This window comes from Altibacter sp. (assembly GCF_019913785.1).
In the GTDB taxonomy this organism is placed as follows: Bacteria; Bacteroidota; Bacteroidia; order Flavobacteriales; family Flavobacteriaceae; genus Altibacter.
On sequence record NZ_JAIOHK010000055.1, the window covers coordinates 150,416 to 168,184 of the forward strand.

At 41.2% G+C, this 17,769-nt stretch carries 12 protein-coding genes; 6 read left to right on the plus strand and 6 right to left on the minus strand.

Annotated features, from left to right (window positions below):
* Positions 1-4: 4 nt before the first annotated feature.
* Positions 5-3,406 carry an isoleucine--tRNA ligase gene (gene ileS, locus K8F54_RS08885; RefSeq protein WP_290789716.1) on the minus strand — a complete coding sequence of 1,134 codons (3,402 nt, stop codon included), beginning with the start codon at positions 3,404-3,406 and terminating at the stop codon, positions 5-7.
* Between the two features lie 147 nt (positions 3,407-3,553).
* Here ileS and K8F54_RS08890 point away from each other — a divergent pair, with 147 nt between their 5' ends.
* Entirely contained in the window at positions 3,554-4,480 is a 927-nt protein-coding gene (locus K8F54_RS08890) for a DUF6268 family outer membrane beta-barrel protein (RefSeq protein WP_290789719.1), read from the plus strand.
* 8 nt (positions 4,481-4,488) lie between these two features.
* Positions 4,489-4,845 carry a hypothetical protein gene (locus K8F54_RS08895; protein WP_290789722.1) on the plus strand — a complete coding sequence of 119 codons (357 nt, stop codon included), beginning with the start codon at positions 4,489-4,491 and terminating at the stop codon, positions 4,843-4,845.
* Between the two features lie 8 nt (positions 4,846-4,853).
* On the opposite strand, the gene K8F54_RS08900 is transcribed toward K8F54_RS08895, so the two are convergent.
* A complete protein-coding gene (locus K8F54_RS08900) occupies positions 4,854-5,315 on the minus strand; it encodes a CBS domain-containing protein (RefSeq protein WP_290789724.1) in 462 nt (153 codons plus the stop codon).
* A 119-nt stretch (positions 5,316-5,434) separates the two neighbouring features.
* Between K8F54_RS08900 and K8F54_RS08905 the strand changes: the two genes are divergently transcribed.
* Both K8F54_RS08905 and K8F54_RS08910 read left to right on the plus strand, forming a co-directional pair.
* Positions 5,435-7,798: a M28 family peptidase gene (locus K8F54_RS08905; protein WP_290789727.1), complete on the plus strand. Its 2,364-nt coding sequence runs from the start codon at positions 5,435-5,437 to the stop codon at positions 7,796-7,798.
* Positions 7,791-8,597, plus strand: coding sequence for an NAD(P)H-binding protein (locus K8F54_RS08910; RefSeq protein ID WP_290789730.1), 807 nt, complete (start codon positions 7,791-7,793; stop codon positions 8,595-8,597). Before K8F54_RS08905 ends, K8F54_RS08910 begins: the two co-directional genes overlap by 8 nt.
* A gap of 49 nt (positions 8,598-8,646) precedes the next feature.
* Here the strand turns inward: K8F54_RS08910 and K8F54_RS08915 are convergent, their stop codons facing one another.
* On the minus strand, positions 8,647-10,713 hold the full coding sequence (locus K8F54_RS08915; protein WP_290789732.1) for a M13 family metallopeptidase: 2,067 nt from the start codon (positions 10,711-10,713) through the stop codon (positions 8,647-8,649).
* Between the two features lie 87 nt (positions 10,714-10,800).
* Positions 10,801-11,397, minus strand: coding sequence for a hypothetical protein (locus tag K8F54_RS08920; RefSeq protein WP_290789735.1), 597 nt, complete (start codon positions 11,395-11,397; stop codon positions 10,801-10,803).
* Positions 11,398-11,512: 115 nt separating this feature from the next.
* Here K8F54_RS08920 and K8F54_RS08925 point away from each other — a divergent pair, with 115 nt between their 5' ends.
* Both K8F54_RS08925 and K8F54_RS08930 read left to right on the plus strand, forming a co-directional pair.
* A complete protein-coding gene (locus K8F54_RS08925; protein ID WP_290789738.1) occupies positions 11,513-12,451 on the plus strand; it encodes an NAD-dependent epimerase/dehydratase family protein in 939 nt (312 codons plus the stop codon).
* 184 nt (positions 12,452-12,635) lie between these two features.
* Positions 12,636-13,220, plus strand: a complete 585-nt coding sequence (locus tag K8F54_RS08930) for a diheme cytochrome c-553 (protein ID WP_290789742.1) — start codon at positions 12,636-12,638, stop codon at positions 13,218-13,220.
* Positions 13,221-13,375: 155 nt separating this feature from the next.
* Here the strand turns inward: K8F54_RS08930 and fdhF are convergent, their stop codons facing one another.
* Complete coding sequence (gene fdhF, locus K8F54_RS08935) at positions 13,376-16,105, minus strand: formate dehydrogenase subunit alpha (protein ID WP_290789745.1); 2,730 nt, start codon at positions 16,103-16,105, stop codon at positions 13,376-13,378.
* 8 nt (positions 16,106-16,113) lie between these two features.
* Positions 16,114-17,766 carry an NADH-ubiquinone oxidoreductase-F iron-sulfur binding region domain-containing protein gene (locus K8F54_RS08940; RefSeq protein ID WP_290789747.1) on the minus strand — a complete coding sequence of 551 codons (1,653 nt, stop codon included), beginning with the start codon at positions 17,764-17,766 and terminating at the stop codon, positions 16,114-16,116.
* Between the last annotated feature and the right edge of the window lie 3 nt (positions 17,767-17,769).

Here is a 17,769-nt window from a genome sequence, read left to right on the forward strand (position 1 = left end):
ATTTCTAATGTTTTTTAATACGTAATCGTGTTTCAATATCGTCGAAAGCAATCTCTGTACCATTTGCAATCTCATCTTCAAACTGTAACACCTCCGTTAACGTTTCTTGTTTAATATATTCTAAATTTTCTTGTACCGCCTTTTGAAGTTGTCCCTCTTTTTGGATGGTCACCTCCACACGATCGGTTACTTCAAAGCCGGAATCTTTTCTTATATTCTGAATGCGATTCACCAACTCTCGCGCAATTCCTTCATTCTTTAAATTTGTAGTGATGGTTACATCCAAAGCCACCGTTATTCCATTGGCATTGGCGACCAACCAGCCTTCAATATCCTGAGAGCTTATCACCACATCATCAAGGTTCAATTTAGTATTTTTTTCGTTAATAAGTACACTAATTTCACCTTCTTTTTCTAAAATGGAAATCTCGTCCTGACCAAAATTTGTAATGGCCTGAGCCACTGTTTTCATATCCTTTCCAAAGCGAGGCCCCAGTTTTTTAAAATCGGGTTTTATCTGCTTCACCAAAATACCGGAACCTTCATCGATCAGCTCGATTTCCTTTACATTGACTTCCGATTTGATCAAATCGGAAACTGCTTCAATCTCCATACGTGTGGCTTCGTCCAAAACAGGGATCATTATCTTCTGAAGCGGTTGTCTTACCTTAATCTTTTCTCGTTGACGTAACGACAATACCAATGACGATATTGTCTGTGCCCGCTGCATCTTGTGTTCCAGCTGCTTGTCTATATAAGACGCAATACGCTCCGGAAAGTTACTCAAATGTACCGAAGCTTCTCCTTTTTGCGTACTACCTTCGGTCAAATCCTTGTACAATCGGTCCATAAAAAAGGGTGCAATAGGCGCTCCTAATTTCGCCACAGTAAGCAAACAGGTGTACAAGGTCTGATAGGCCGATATCTTATCCTCTCCATAACTGCCCTTCCAGAAACGTCTTCGGCTAAGTCGTACAAACCAGTTACTCAAGTTTTCTTGAACAAATTCAGAAATGGCTCTCGCCGCCTTAGTGGGTTCGTAATCGGCAAAGGCATCATCTACTTTTTGCACAAGGGTGTTTAATTCGGAAAGAATCCAACGATCGATCTCCGGTCTTTTTTCCAAAGGAATGTCCGCTTCCGTATAACTGAAATTATCCAAGTTGGCATACAAACTGAAGAAACTATACGTATTGTAAAGCGTTCCGAAGAATTTATTACGCACTTCCGCTATGCCATCACTGTCAAACTTCAAGTTATCCCAAGGATTTGCATTGCTAATCATATACCAACGTGTGGCATCCGGCCCATAGTTAGCCAAGGTTTCGAACGGATCAACTGCATTTCCAAGCCGTTTGGACATTTTCTGTCCGTTCTTGTCGAGTACGAGTCCGTTAGAAACTACATTTTTATAGGCAACATCGTCAAAGATCATGGTGGCAATGGCGTGCAAGGTATAGAACCAACCTCGGGTTTGATCAACCCCTTCCGCAATAAAATCGGCTTTGCGCCATGTGTTTTCAACTTTTTCCTTATTCTCGAACGGGTAGTGCCATTGTGCATACGGCATACTACCACTGTCAAACCACACATCAATAAGATCTGCCTCCCGCTTCATCGGTTTTCCGCTTTCGGAAACAAGAATAATCTCATCTACAATATTTTTGTGAAGATCTACTTTTGCATAGTTCTCTTTTGAAAAGTCGCCTGCAACAAAATCTTCAAAAATGGCCTTGGACATACATCCTGCTGCAACGGCCTTGGCCATTTCATTTTTTAATTCCGCTACACTTCCTATCACGATTTCCTCTTTCCCATCTTCGGTACGCCACAGTGGCAACGGAATCCCCCAATAGCGCGAACGCGACAAATTCCAGTCGTTTGCATTGGCTAACCAATTTCCGAAACGACCTTCCCCGGTGGCTTTTGGTTTCCAATTAATGGTTTCATTCAACTCGAACATGCGATCCCGGAAATCGGTCACCTTGATAAACCAGGAATCCAAAGGGTAGTATAAAATAGGTTTGTCTGTACGCCAGCAGTTGGGGTAACTGTGGGTATATTTTTCGACCTTAAAGGCTTTGTTTTCTATCTTTAGTTTGATGGCTAATTCCACATCGACACTTTTTTCGGGTGCTTCACCTTCATTGTAGTATTCGTTCTTCACATACTTGCCGCCAAATTCGTCCATTTCGGGACGAAACCTTCCTTGAAGATCGACTAGAGGAACCAAATTACCGTTTTCGTCCTTTACCAATAAAGGAGGCACTTCGGGGGAAGCTTCTTTGGCCACTTTGGCATCGTCTGCCCCAAAGGTAGGTGCGGTATGAACGATTCCGGTACCGTCTTCGGTGGTTACAAAATCCCCGGTGATCACACGGAAGGCATTTTCGGGCGAATCAAAAGGTAGGGCATAGGGTAATAATTGCTCGTATCTTATTTCAGCTAGATCCTTGCCCTTAAATTCTTTCAGAATAACATACGGAATGTGTTTATCCTCTTCCTTAAAATTTTCTAGATCGGATTCACTTTCAGCAGCAACAAACTTTCCTGTAAATTGTTTGGCTACTAAATTCTTTGCCAAAATTACATTGATGGGTTCGAATGTGTATTGATTAAAGGTCTTCACCAATACGTAATCGATCTTAGGTCCAACGGTCAAAGCGGTATTACTTGGCAAGGTCCATGGGGTCGTCGTCCAGGCCAAGAAATGCACATCGCCAAATCCTTGAAGGAATGCTGGTAAGGTATCGCTCTTTGCCTTAAACTGAGCCACTACCGTTGTATCGGTCACGTCCTGATAGGTGCCCGGTTGGTTTAATTCATGCGAGCTTAAACCTGTTCCTGCTTTAGGTGAATAGGGCTGAATGGTGTAGCCTTTATACAGCAATCCTTTTTCGTAGATCTGCTTCAACAACCACCAAACCGATTCCATATACTTGGGTTCGTAGGTGATATACGGGTCGTCCATATCTACCCAATACCCGTAACTTTCGGTAACCTTATTCCATACATCGGTATAGCGCATCACGGCTTTTCTGCAGGCTGCATTATAGTCTTCCACCGATATTTTTACGCCAATATCTTCTTTGGTGATGCCTAATTCCTTTTCAACACCTAATTCTATAGGTAAGCCATGCGTATCCCAGCCCGCCTTACGATCTACCTTAAACCCCTTCTGCGTTTTATACCGACAAAATATATCCTTGATGGCTCGAGCCATTACATGGTGAATCCCGGGCAGTCCATTGGCCGATGGAGGACCTTCAAAAAATACAAACGGTTGTGCTCCCTCGCGAATGGCAATACTCTTTTCGAAAATGTTTTCACTTTTCCAAAAATCGAGTACCTCTTCGCCTAATTTGGGAAGGTCTAAACCCTTGTATTCTTTAAATTTTGAGCTCATAATTATGTAAGATTCAATACCATGCCGCTACATGCAGTAAACAGGTTGCGAAATTAAGAAATTTTAAAGAAATAGGCTACTCTAAACCCAATTGTGCATGAGCTGTTTTTGTAAAAAAGTATATCTTTATAAAAACAAGCAAGTCAATTGAAGCGATTTTTACTCATTTTACTGTTTTTCCCACTGGTATTGGGGGCTCAGGAATATGTTGATGTCCTAAAAATTGGATACGGACAGACCTTTAATAACGACTTTGCCGATGCCGAAGGAAGTACTTATGTCAAATCTTTTGAAGTAGACCTCACCTATCCGGTCGTAATTCATGAAAATCATGCACTAATTACAGGTCTTAATTTTAGTCGAAATAATTTAGAATTACTCCCCGGTGCCGATTTCACAAGTTTATACAGTACTACTTTAAAGTTGGGTCTGGCCTCTACTTTGTCTGAAAAATGGAGTAGCACTGTTATTATGTTACCTAAGGTCGCTTCCGACTATGAAAAAATAAAAGGAGATGACTTTTATTTCGGTGGAATTGCCCTGCTGAAATATCAAAAAACAGATTATTTGAAATATAGATTTGGATTGTATGCTACTTCCGAAGCCTTTGGTCTGTTTACTACCCCTATTGTTGGATGGTATTATTTGAGTCCTAATAATCGGTTCGAAATGGATATGTCCTTGCCTATTGTTGCCGATGTAAATTACTGTTTTGGAGCTACCACCATAGGAATTGATTACTTTGGAATTGGCCGAAGTTTTCGACTATATGGAAATGCCAGTGAATCGAGTGCCTATGTGGACCTAAGCTCATTGGAGTTTGCCGGGTATGTACAATTTAATGTGCTTCAGAAAAGTGTATTGTTGCGCGCCAAATTAGGGTATTCCAGCAACAATTATGAGGTGTATGCCGATGGAGAAACCATCGATCTGGGGCTTTCGGCCTTTAGCTTTGGAGACGACCGCACGCAGCTAAACCCAGAACTTAACGGCGGTATTTTTTTAAAATTTGAAGCAGTCTATCGGTTTCATTTAAAGAAAGAAAAAGAAGAAATTGAAACGATTATAGATTAAAACACCTCATGGAAAAGAGTTGTCCGGAATGTGGAAACAAGATTATCGGTCGGTCAGACAAGAAGTTCTGCAGCGATGCGTGTCGCAATGCACATAATAATGCATTGAACAAAGATCAAAAAAATCTGGTTCGGAACATTAATAATCGACTTCGTAAAAACTATCGCATTCTTGAAACATTAAATACAAAAGACAAAACAAAGGTTACCAAGGAGCGATTGCTACGGGCAGGTTTTAATTTTGACTATTTTACGAGTATCTATACTACCAAAACAGGTTCTGTGTATTATTATTTATACGATCAAGGGTATCTTCCTTTAGACAATGACTTTTATCTATTGGTTAAAAAAGAAGGTGTATTTTAAGGAATATTCTACCAGGTCTGGCCTTTGAGTTTTAATGCCGCTTTTAATACGTCTCGCTGACTAATTTGTCCTACCAATTTACCATTTTCCACGATTGGAAAACGACGGTGCTTCGATTCCAGAAATTTATTGGCTGCATCAAAAACATTCATATTACCATCTATCGTATCCACATTTTTAATCATGTGCTCTTCTACCTTTATGTCTTCCATAGGATGGTTGTAATATCTGCTTTCACTAATTTGTTTCATACAGTCTCCTTCCGAAATTATACCAACCAATTCATGCTTGTCATTGACTACAGGCCCTCCCGATATCTTCCTTTTTATTAAAATATTCATCACCTCCATAACCGATTGATTTGGTCTGAAGGTGGTAAGGTTTCTCGTCATATAATCCGAAACGGTAATATGTTCGTTACTCCCCTTGGTAGGCTTGGCACGTTTGCCCATAAAACTTTTAATTCCCATGTTTATAGCTTTTTGCGTCCTTACTAATATACTCTTTTTTCAAATAAGTCTTATTGAAATTGTTTAAGATCGAACAAATCTTAGCTGAAAATCGTACTTTTAAATGGTAAAATTATATCATGAAAAAATTTAGTGCTGTTATCTCCTTGCTGTTATTGGTAGGGTTTGTCTATTATAGTTTTTATAGTCTAATGCCGAGTGATGGAACACCGGCCTCGATTTCTGAAACCGAATTTTCTACGGAAAGAGCGCTGATTCCATTAAAAGAATTGAGCAAGGCTCCTCACTTTTTAGGATCTGAAGAACACGAACGGGTGCGTTTGTATTTGGGCTTACAATTAGAAGCATTAGGCCTTCAAGTAGAGGAACAACAAGGATATGTGTTACAAGAAGATGGGAAAAGCCTTGTTCAACCGAAGAACGTCATGGCGCGAATTAAAGGAAGCCATCCGGGGAAAGCGCTGTTGTTACTTTCTCACTATGACAGTGCAAAAGTTCCTTCCTTAGGAGCCAGTGATGCGGGAAGTGGAGTGGTTACAATATTAGAAAGTATCCGCGCTTATTTAGCTTCCGGGAAGACGCCTAAAAATGATATTATAATTCTCTTTTCTGATAGTGAGGAGCTAGGCCTTGACGGCGCCAAACTCTTTGTAAATGAGCATCCCTGGGCAAAAGACGTTGGGCTTGTACTGAATTTTGAAGCACGTGGTAGCGGCGGCCCCAGTAATATGATCTTGGAAACGAACCAAGGAAATGCCAATTTGGTTAAGGCCTTTTCGGAAGCCAACCCAAAATATCCCGTAGCTTCCTCCCTTATGTACAGCATTTATAAAATGCTGCCCAATGATACCGACTCCACAGTGTTTCGGGAAGATGGAGATATTGACAGCTTCTTCTTTGCCTTTATAGATGATCATTTCGACTACCATACTGCGAATGATACTTTTGAAAACCTGAACCGAAATTCACTACAACACCAAGGAAGTTATTTGCTTCCCTTACTGCATTATTTCGCCGAGGCCGATCTTTCCAGCCTCAAAGCAGATGAAGATTATGTCTATGTAAACGTTCCTTTAGTGAAATTGATCAGCTATCCCTTTTCGTGGATCCTATGGATGCTACTTCTGGCCGCAGTAATTTTTATAGTACTGGTATTCTACGGACTTTCAAGCGGTCGTCTTAGCGGAGTATCCATTGGAAAAGGATTTCTTGCATTATTCGCTTCGCTAGTCGCATGTGGAATTCTGGGGTATTTTGGATGGGAACTTATCACAACCCTCTATCCGCAATACAATGAAATTCAACAGGGATTTACGTACAATGGACATAGTTATATTGCCTTTTTTGTATTTCTTTCTCTGGCTATTCTATTTGCGATCTACCGAAAATTTGAAAAGCAGCAATTACCCGCCGGAATATATGTGGCACCGCTCGCATTTTGGTTGGTAATCAATGCGGTTGTGTTCTTGTATTTAAAAGGAGCCGCCTATTTTATAATTCCGGTCTATTTTGGTTTGGCTTCTTTCTGGTTGTTGCTTAAATACAAACAACCCCATTTATTACTGCTTTCATTTTTGGGAGCTCCTACCATTTTTCTTTTTGCCCCGCTTATTCAGTTTTTCCCCGTGGGACTCGGTCTGGAAATGCTGGTAATTAGTTGTGTTTTTACCGTATTGACCTTTGGATTATTGGTGCCGATTTTTCGTTTTTACGAACAAAAAAGAGTGCTTTCTATACTGTGTTTGGTTATAGCAATTGGCTTTTTTATAGGAGCACACACCACCAGTGGTTTTTCTGAAACAAGACAAAAACCGAACAGTCTGGTATACTATCAAAACGTCGATTCCGGAAATTCCCATTGGGTAACCTACGATGAAATTTTGGATGATTGGACTCGTGGATATTTGGGCGAAACCCCAGAAGTAGCTTCGAAATACATTGACAATGCCGCCGGAAGTAAATACAATACGAGCTATACCTATGCGTCTGAAGCCCCCAAAAAGGACCTCGTATCCTTTGAGATAGTATTGAACCAGGATACACTGTTCAACAACCAACGTGCGGTTTCCTTTACCTTACTTCCCAAACGGAAAACACATCAAATTTTATTGTATGCCGATACCACACAACTATTTAAAAAACTGGTTTTCAATGGAATAGATGTGTCTAAAGACAGTTTGGGAAATGCATTCGGTATTCGCAATAATAAGGGTTTATTGCGCTATTATATGACGGACAATGAACCCTTGGAAGTTCAGTACGTGGTGGATGGAAATACCCCCGTCGAATTTACCGCACTTGAGTATTCTTTCGATCTTCTCAACCACCCGCAATTTACCATTCACAAACGCACCAAGGCCATGATGCCCAAGCCCTTTATCATTACCGATGCCATAGTAATTAGGCGTACTTTTACCGTGGATGCCCTGCCTAAAAAAGAAACAGATAGTCTTTTAAATGAATCACCGACAGCCTATGAGTAAAACAATTGGCATCGCAGGTTTAGGATGGCTGGGTCTCTCTTTGGCCCAACATCTAATGATGTTGGGATATAAAATAAAGGGATCGGTCACTAGCAAGGAAAAGGCAGCTACACTACAATCGAATGGATTTGATGTATACGCTGTCGAAATTTCTGAAGCAGGCGTGAGTGGAGAACCTCAGGCATTTTTAAAAAATGTGGATTTCCTCATTGTTATGATTCCGCCGGGCTTACGAAGAAACACGGGCGCCGATTACGTCCTAAAAATGGCTCATTTCTTAACTGAAATCAAAAATGCCGGGGTAAAAAAGGTCATTTTGGTGAGTAGTACTTCTGTCTACGATGACGCCCAAGGAAATGTTACCGAAAAAGATATTCCGAAGCCCAGGTCTCAGGCCGGAAAGCAGTTGGTACAGGTAGAACAGCTGTTTTTTAATTCGGAAACAATACAAACAACCATTGTCCGATTTGGTGGATTATATGGCGGTAGCAGACAACCGGTTCGCTATTTGGCCGGAAGAGAAAATCTAAACGATGGCAATGCCCCGGTAAATTTAATTCATCGACAGGATTGTATTGGTATACTTTCAGAAATTATAAAACAGGATGCCTTCGGCCATATATTCAATGCTACCTCCCCCGAGCATCCCAAAAAAAGTGTTCATTATACCAAACGAGCCAAAGCATTAAAATTAACCCCTCCTCTTTTTTCAGAAGCAAGTTCCAACATAGTATTTAAGCAGGTAGATTCGGTGAATCTTACTCCGGTATTGAATTATTCCTTTAAAAACAGCTTATAAAAAAAGGGTTCGCCTACGGCAAACCCTAATTCTTTCAATTTGACTGAAATTACCAGATACGCACCCTATCTTCCGGCTTTATATACATGGCATCTCCCTCTTTAATATCAAAGGCCTCATAAAAGGCATCGATGTTTTTAAGTGGTTGTGTGGCTCTGTACATCCCAGGAGAGTGTGGATCGGTCTTAATTTGAGTCTCTAAGGCTTCATCGCGTTGCTTGGTACGCCATACAGTTCCCCAGCTCATAAAGAAACGCTGCTCCGCTGTAAATCCATCAATATTATCGGGTCTTCCGTTTTCTTCAAAGTGGCGTTGAAGTCCGTCATAAGCACCTAACAAGCCGCCAAGGTCTCCAATATTCTCACCCGAAGTAAATTTTCCGTTAATAAATACACTGTCCAAGACTTCAATACGGTCATACTGTTCGGCTAATTTATTCACACGACCTGTAAAGTTTTCCAAGTCGGCATCGGACCACCAGTTTACAAGGTTTCCATCTGCATCGAAGCGCGAACCACTATCATCAAAAGCATGAGAGATTTCATGCCCAATAACGGCTCCAATACCACCGTAATTTACGGCGTCATCGGCTAAATAATCGTAAAAAGGAGGTTGTAAGATCGCCGCCGGGAATACAATCTCATTGTTAAACGGATTGAAATAGGCGTTCACGGTTTGAGGAGACATACCCCACTCGGTACGATCTACCGGTTCATCGATCCTGTCCAAATTATCTTTTAGGTTCCACGCACTTACCGCCAATCTATTTTGGTAATAACTGTTCCCCGGTTTAACTTCCATAGAAGCATAGTCCTTCCACTTATCGGGATACCCAATTTTTACGGTAAACTTGTCTAATTTTTCTATGGCTTTCACCTTCGTACTATCACCCATCCAATCCAAAGCTTTTATACGGCCTTTAAACGCTTCAATTACATTGGCAATCATTTTTTCTGCCTTTTCTTTAGCTTCAGGAGGAAACATTTCGTCTACGTACAATTTTCCCAATGCTTCACCCACCGTATTATTTACAGTCGCCAAGGCGCGCTCGTTGGCCGGTTTTTGTTTTTTGGCCCCTCTTAGGGTTTTACTGTAAAAATTCCAGTTCTCTTTTTCAATATCGGTTGTTAGTTTATCGGCTGCATCATTAAGTGTTTGCCAACGCATTACGGTTTTCCATGTTTTGATATCCCCTTCAGAAAATACTTTTTGAACCACTTCCATATAAGCAGGCTGCATCACCATTACCGTGTCCAATTCTTTCGTGACACCAAGATCTTTAAACGCTTGAACCCATTTTATCGCAGGAGCCATTTTTTGCACCTCATCCATTGTACGCGGATTGTTAAAGTTTCTGAAGTCACGTCTCGCCACCTTATCCAATCTTGGGGTGGCCAATCTGGTTTCGAAAGCGAGTATCGTTTCTGCCTGGGAACGTGCATCTGCTTCACTATCTCCTAAAAACTGAAGCATTTTCGCAATATGATCTACATATTGACTGCGTATCTCAACCGATTTTGCATCGGTATTGGTATAATAATCCCTATCGGGCAATCCCAGTCCTCCCGGTGTGATATAGGCCGAATTCATGGCACTGTTGTTTGGGTTTGAAAAGGCCGCAATACCCACGAAAGGTTGAGAAATTTCTGTCGCATTTACCGTCATTGCCTTTTGAAAATCTTCCATCGAGGCAATACTAGCAATTTTATCCAAAGCCGGTTTTAGCGGTTCGATCCCCGCTGCATTCCGAGCTAGGGTATCCAATTCGGAATCAAACAAAAGTATGGCCTTGGCCTGATCTGTATCGGCAGCATATTTGTCGCTTTTCTTTGCTTTGTCCAAGATTTCAAGAACATCGAAATCTGTTTTCTTTCTAAGTACATTAAAGCCTCCCCAACGAACTTGGTCATCCGGAATTTCGGTCACTTTCATCCAATTACCATTTACGTAATTGTAGAAATCGTTTTTCGGACTTACTGTAGTATCCATATTAGCCAGTATAATCCCTCTTGGCTCATCGTCGGCCTTGGCCGTTTTGTCTTTGTCACCACAGGAACTCACGGCAACAGTAATTACTGCCATCGCGAAGGCAGTTCTTAACATGTTTGTTTTCATTGTTGGTTTTCTATTTAATTTCTGATGTATTTCAGAGTTTGTTATAACACTAGAACGGGTTGTAAAATATCAAAAATGTTACAGATTCTAGTTATTTTTATCCCTTAATTCCTCTTTATAGACAGAATCCAAGAATTTTTTCTGTTTTTCCAGTTCCTTTTCTTCATCGTCCTTTCGTTGCAAATCGATGGCATCTTTTTGGAACTTTTCATTTAATTGAACAAATAAGTTATGGGTCGCCTTATTCATTTCGGCAATAGCACGTTCCACCTCTAACGAATCAATTCGTGACTTACGAACCTCTTGAAACAGCATATTAGCCCTAGTGTTTACCACAGTCAGTCTAGACCGAACCGCATTATTTCGTAAGGTATCCGGTATTTTTTTTGAAAGGGAATCGGAATAATGTACAAGGCGTTCGGAAGTATTTCTGAGCTTGTCAAGGGTGCTGCCATTAATACTTCTAGCTTCTTTTTCGAAGTCTTCAAAAACGGACCATTGAATAATCTGATTTTTCACTGCTTCGGAAAGTGCAGGAATATCTGCTCCTTTTGTGCCGAAACTGCCTTGCCAGTTTATATTTTCAGCCTGGACACCTACTTGTTCTTCCGAAGCCTTCCCGCAAGCAATTAACACAACGGTACTTATCATCAAAACCGACATCAAAAAAGGGTACAACTTCATGCTAATTTATTAAGACTTCACAAATATAAAAGTTCTATCTACATACGAACGTTAATTTTCGAAAAGAAAGCTTTAGAATATCCCTATATTTATGGCCAATTCGCAAAATAAAAACATGAAAAAAAGAATTCTGATAATTGGGGCTTCGGGACAAATTGGAACCGAGTTAACTGCCTATTTACGAAAGCGATACGGCAAACATAAGGTAATTGCAAGTGATATAGTGGAAGGTGATCCGGCCATGTTAAAAGAGGGTCCTTTCGAAATTTTAGATGCCATGGATTACGATGCTGTACAGGATGTGGTGATTCGGCATGAGATTACCGATGTCTACCTTATGGCTGCCATGTTATCTGCAACTGCCGAAAAGTTCCCGATGAAGGCCTGGAATTTAAATATGAATTCACTTTTTAACGTCTTGAACCTGGCTCGCGACAAAAAGATTGAAAAGATCTTTTGGCCTTCAAGTATCGCGGTATTTGGCCCCACAACTCCAAGGACCGATACCCCACAACGAACTGTGATGGAGCCGTCCACCGTATATGGAATTAGTAAGCAAACCGGGGAGCGTTGGTGCGAATATTATCACAAGCGATTTGGAGTTGACGTGCGAAGCATCCGATATCCCGGACTTATAAGTTATACAACCCCTCCGGGCGGCGGAACGACAGATTATGCCGTCGACATTTTTTATAAAGCGCTGAAGCACAAAAAATATGTGTGTTTTTTGAATGCCGAAACCACCTTGCCGATGATGTATATGCCCGATGCGATCGAAGCCACCGTTGGGATTATGGAAGCTCCTGATGCTTCCGTTAAAATAAGAAGTGCGTATAATTTGGCAGCCTTTAGTTTTAATCCTGAAGAAATAGCCGCAACAATTAAAAAGCACATCCCCGAATTTACTATTTCGTATGCACCCGATTTTAGACAGGCCATAGCCGATTCCTGGCCACAAACCATAGACGATAGCGATGCCCGAACCGATTGGGGCTGGAAGCATTCATACTCCTTGGAACAAATGACGGAGGATATGTTGAAGAATTTAAGATAGAATCATTGACATACCGCCTTACGCAATAACAGAGTCACTTGAATAAGTGGCTCTTTTTTGTCAGTTTTTTGATAACATCCTGATTATCAGTAAATATTTTCTTACACAGCTTGCGAACAAAACGGATAATTCTATATTTTTATACTGCTATTTAATATATCAAACAACCAAAACTAATCACAATATGAAAACAATATTTTTCTTCGTTGCCGTATCGTTATTACTAATAACATCCTGTGACAATCAAAAAAAAGAAGAAACCGACCTAACACTTTATGAAGCTAAGACTTCAGCACCCCCAGTAGATCTTGTTAAAAGAGGAGAGCTCTTGGTAAATGCCATTGGCTGTCACGACTGTCATTCACCAAAGAAAATGACAGAGAAAGGTCCTATTTTGGATCCAGATCTGATTTTATCTGGGCATCCTGCCGGCGAAGTTTTATTACCCTACGACAAAGAAACCCTAAAATCCTATGCATTGTTCACCATGGGATTAACCGCTGCGATTGGTCCTTGGGGTACTTCTTTCGCCTCCAACATCACTTCGGATGACACTGGAATTGGTGCCTGGACCGAAGCACAATTTATAGCGGCGATGCGTACAGGAAAGTTTAAAGGCCAAGAAGCTGGGAGAGACCTTTTACCTCCTATGCCTTGGATGTCCTATAAGAATTTTCCCGATGAAGATCTCAAAGCTATTTTTGCGTATTTAAAGACTGTTAAACCGGTCAAAAATGTGGTCCCTGCACCAAAGCCTCCTCAGATGTAAGTTGATATTATTTAATAGACCATACTATATCGTGTCTGATCAAATGGTCTTTACAAGAATCGTATCTTTTGGGATGACTAACGTAATTTCCAGCAACTGGTTTTAGAGAATAACTTCGGCTATAAAAAATACAAGGTTTCTCCATCTAAACTGAATTATTCGGTCAGGGTTTTAAATTTTCCTTTGCTTTTTCTGATACGGACAGCAACTACTTTGTATTCGGGACACATTGCTTCCGAATCATGAATGTCTCCCGTAAGATTGTTGATCATGATTTCAGGAAAATGAAACGTCGTACTCAGGATGCCTTGCTTAACTTCGTCAGTAATCCTTGCCTTAACGTCCACCTTCCCGCGTGGCGATTCCAAACAAACATAATCCCCTTCAGAGATGAGGTGCTCTTTGGCATCATCAGGATTGATCATCAGATAGTCATCGGACAAAATTTCTTCATTGGCCGTTCGCCGGGTCATAGCCCCGCAATTATAATGTTCTAATTCTCTATTGGTCGTCAATATATAAGGAAACTCTTTGGAGTGTGAAGTCAATTCCTTGGTTTCTTCCCAGGCATTGAACTCAAAATAGCCTTTGCCTCGTTTAAAATCTTTCTGGTGAAGAATTTGTGTATCCGTGCCATCCTTGGCAACCGGCCATTGAAGACCATTCTTACCAAGTCTATTCCATTGAATTCCCGCAAAAAATGGTACAATTTGAGATATCTCCTCAAGCATGCCTTCCGGAGTATAATCGGGTTGTTTATAACCCATTTTATTCATTATATCTACAATAATCTGCCCGTCGGGCTTTGCTCCTTTCACTGGAGCCACCACTTGTCGAACAGCTTGAACACGGCGTTCACCATTCGTAAAGGTTCCACTCTTTTCAAGGAAAGATGCGCCGGGCAGTATTACATCTGCGTATTTCGCTGTTTCCGTCATGAACAATTCTTGCACAATGACCAGATCTGTCGCTTCCATAGCCTTGATTACTTTCTTAGTATTCGGATCTGTTTGAACAATATCTTCGCCGATAATCCAAATGGCTTTTAACTTTCCTTCCAGTGCCGCATCGAACATCTCCGGGATCTTATAACCGATATGCTTCGGCACATCTACACCGTAAAATTCGTTGTATTTTTTATTAACAGCCTCGTTGGTAACATCTAAATAGCCCGCACCCTGATGAGGTTGTACGCCCATGTCTGCGCTTCCTTGCACATTGTTTTGTCCACGTAACGGATTCACACCCACACCTCTTCGTCCAATATTACCCGTAAGCAAGGCTAGCTCTGCAATTTGCATCACTGTGAACGTTCCTTGGGAATGTTCGGTTACTCCAAGGCCGTGAAAAGACATTGCATTTGGTGCCGTTGCATAGGCAACCGCCGCATCCTTAATTAGATTTCTGTCCACCCCGCAAACTTCTTCTAAATGATCCAAGTCTATGGCGAGAATTTCTTTCTCAAATTCTTCATAACCCTCAGTTCGGGATTCAATAAAAGACTGGTCGATATATCCTTCTGAAATAATATAATACATCATCATGTTCAGTACTGCGACATTGGTACCCGGTCTTAATGGAATATGATATGTTGCGTATTTTGCCAGCTCGGTGCGTCGAGGGTCGATCACAATCGAAATATTATCCGACTTCATTGCGAACTGCTTAAGTTTGGCTCCCGTCACCGGATGAGCATCGGTTGGATTGGCTCCAATCACCAATATACAATTCGTATCTTTTATATCGTCTATTGAATTTGTCGCAGCTCCGGTTCCAAATGTGCGTTGCATTCCCAATGCTGTTGGTGAATGACAAACTCGAGCACATCCATCAATATTATTCGTGCCAATAACAGTTCTAATGAATTTCTGCATCAAATAATTTTCTTCATTGGTACATCTGGCGGATGAAATTCCTGCAATGGAATCTGGCCCAAATTCCTCTTTAAAATTTGTCAATTTTAATGCGATATAGTCATATACTTCTTCCCAACTTACCTTTTCGAAGGCGCCATTGCGTTTTATCATGGGAGAATTGAGACGTTCCGGATGGTCATAAAACTTAAACGCATAACGTCCTTTCAGACAGGTGTGCCCTTGATTTACTTCGGCATCATAGGGTGCAGTAATGCTGAGGATTTCGCCATTGTTTGTTGCCACATCAAGGTTACAACCTACTCCACAATAGGTGCAAATAGTCCGCGTGGTTGCTGTTGCTTGTATTGCTTTGGACTGAAACACATCAGAAATTGCCGAAGTCGGACACGCCTGAGAACAGGCTCCACAGCTCACACAATCCGAATCCATAAATGTTTGATCGAAACCTTTAACAATATGCGAATCAAAACCTCTTCCTGCCATACTCAATACAAACTCTCCTTGCACTTCATCGCAGGCACGAACACAGCGATAACAATTTATACATTTGGAAAGGTCTGAGGTCATGTACGGATGACTCAAATCCTTCAGCCTATATAAATGATTGTCACCTGCAGGATAGCGAACTTCACGAATTCCTACCTGAGCGGCCACGGTTTGCAACTCACAATTTCCATTCACCTCACAGGTAAGACAGTCTAGCGGATGGTCTGTCAAGACCAGTTCAATAATGTTTTTTCGTAACGCCTTTACCGATTTACTACTGGTAAATATATACTGTCCTTCTGCTACTGGTGCATGACATGAGGCCATCGTTTTTACAGGTCCATTTTCCTCTAATGCAACTTCTACACTGCAAACCCTACAAGATCCAAATGGATCCAGATTTGGCGCATCGCAAAGTGTAGGAACTAGATTTTTTTCCTTATATCGTCTAATAAAGGAAAGTATTGTTTCTCCCGGAACAATTTCAAAAACTTCATTATCTATATATGCCTTCTTCATCATATCACTATTTAATTGAAATATGTTTTTAGTTCCTCTTCAAAATACTGTAACGCGTTTCTAACCGGCAGTGGTATGCCACCTCCGTGAGCGCACAATGATCCCTGTTCTAAGGTAATGAGGAGATCGTTGAATAATTTTCGGTCTATTTTATAATCAGATTGCAATGCCTTGGTAGCCAACTCCTGCCCTCTTTTGGTTCCCAAACGACATGGGAAACATTTTCCACAACTTTCGTAGGCTGCAAAATCGAATAGGTGTTCGATATATTTCATCATTGAAAAGTCTGCTGGAACGCTTACTACCGATGCATGGCCCAACAAGAAACCTTCTGTTGAAAAAGACTCAAAATCAATCGAGAGATCACCGATCTTTGATACAGGAACCAAGCCTCCTAGGGGTCCACCAATGTGTAGCGCTTTCACATTTAACTTGAAGCCTCCACCCAAATCGTTGACCACTGTAGACAATGGTGTTCCCATTTCAACTTCGTACAATCCCGGATTATTAAAAAAACTGTCTAAACACACCAGTTTCGTTCCAGACGAGCGCTCGGTCCCGATTTGTTTCCAGGTATTCCCGCCTTCTTCTATGATGAAATGTAATGCCGCCAAGGTCTCCACATTATTAACTACTGTAGGTTTGTTAAACAAGCCTTTTTGCGCAGGATAGGGTGGACGAACACGAACTTCCGGACGCTGTCCTTCAATAGAGTTTATCAATGCTGTTTCTTCGCCGCAGATATAGGAGCCTTGTGCCTGAATAATCTTAAAATCGAAATTGAAACCACTGCCGTCAATATCTTTTCCAATAAGCCCGTGATCTCTGAGTTCGTTAATAGCCTCTTGCACAATTTGTACGGCCTCTGGGTATTCGGCTCTAATGTACAATATACCATAACTAGCATGAGCTACGTAGCCAGCAATTAGCATCCCAAACAACACAGAATGTGGTCTTTCTTCTAGCAGATATCTATCTGAATACGCGCCGGGATCTCCCTCGTCCGCATTGCAGATGATGAATTTGGTTTTGTTATCGACGTTGCGACAAAACTCTAATTTTAACCCTATAGGGAAACCTGCACCACCTCGTCCCCTCAGGTTAGAGACCTTAATCTCCTCAAGAGTCAATTTACTATCTTTTTTGAGGGCCTCTCTAAAAGGTTTGTAATACTCTTTTACATTCGAAAATGGCACTGTTAATATCGCCTTCCCACCGGCTTTTACGCGATAGGAATCTTTGTTTAAGTCGTTATTGGTGTCAAGGATGGTATCTAAGTTCTTGAATGCACTCCCAGAGAAATTCTTTCCCCTATAATGAAAGGCCGTGTTTTCATGGCATCTTCCCAAGCAGGTCATATGCCCAATCTCATGGGCTTCAAAATGATCCTTAAGCGATTCTATAAGGGAAGTCTGAGTACCCGCACAAAGGCAAGCCGAACCATTACACACATACACCTTTTTGTCTTTGTTTTCCGGCTTCAGAAAATCGTAGAATGTAGCTGTACCATACGTATTGGCCTTGCCCACAAGGAACTCTTCAGCCAGCGCAGCCAATTCGTCTTCACTGGGCACGCCACTGGTTTCGTTTAGCCTACCCATTTTATCGAAGAGGCTTTCTTCTATTCCTTTTTTACCTAATAGTTCACTTAGATTATCTGACATATT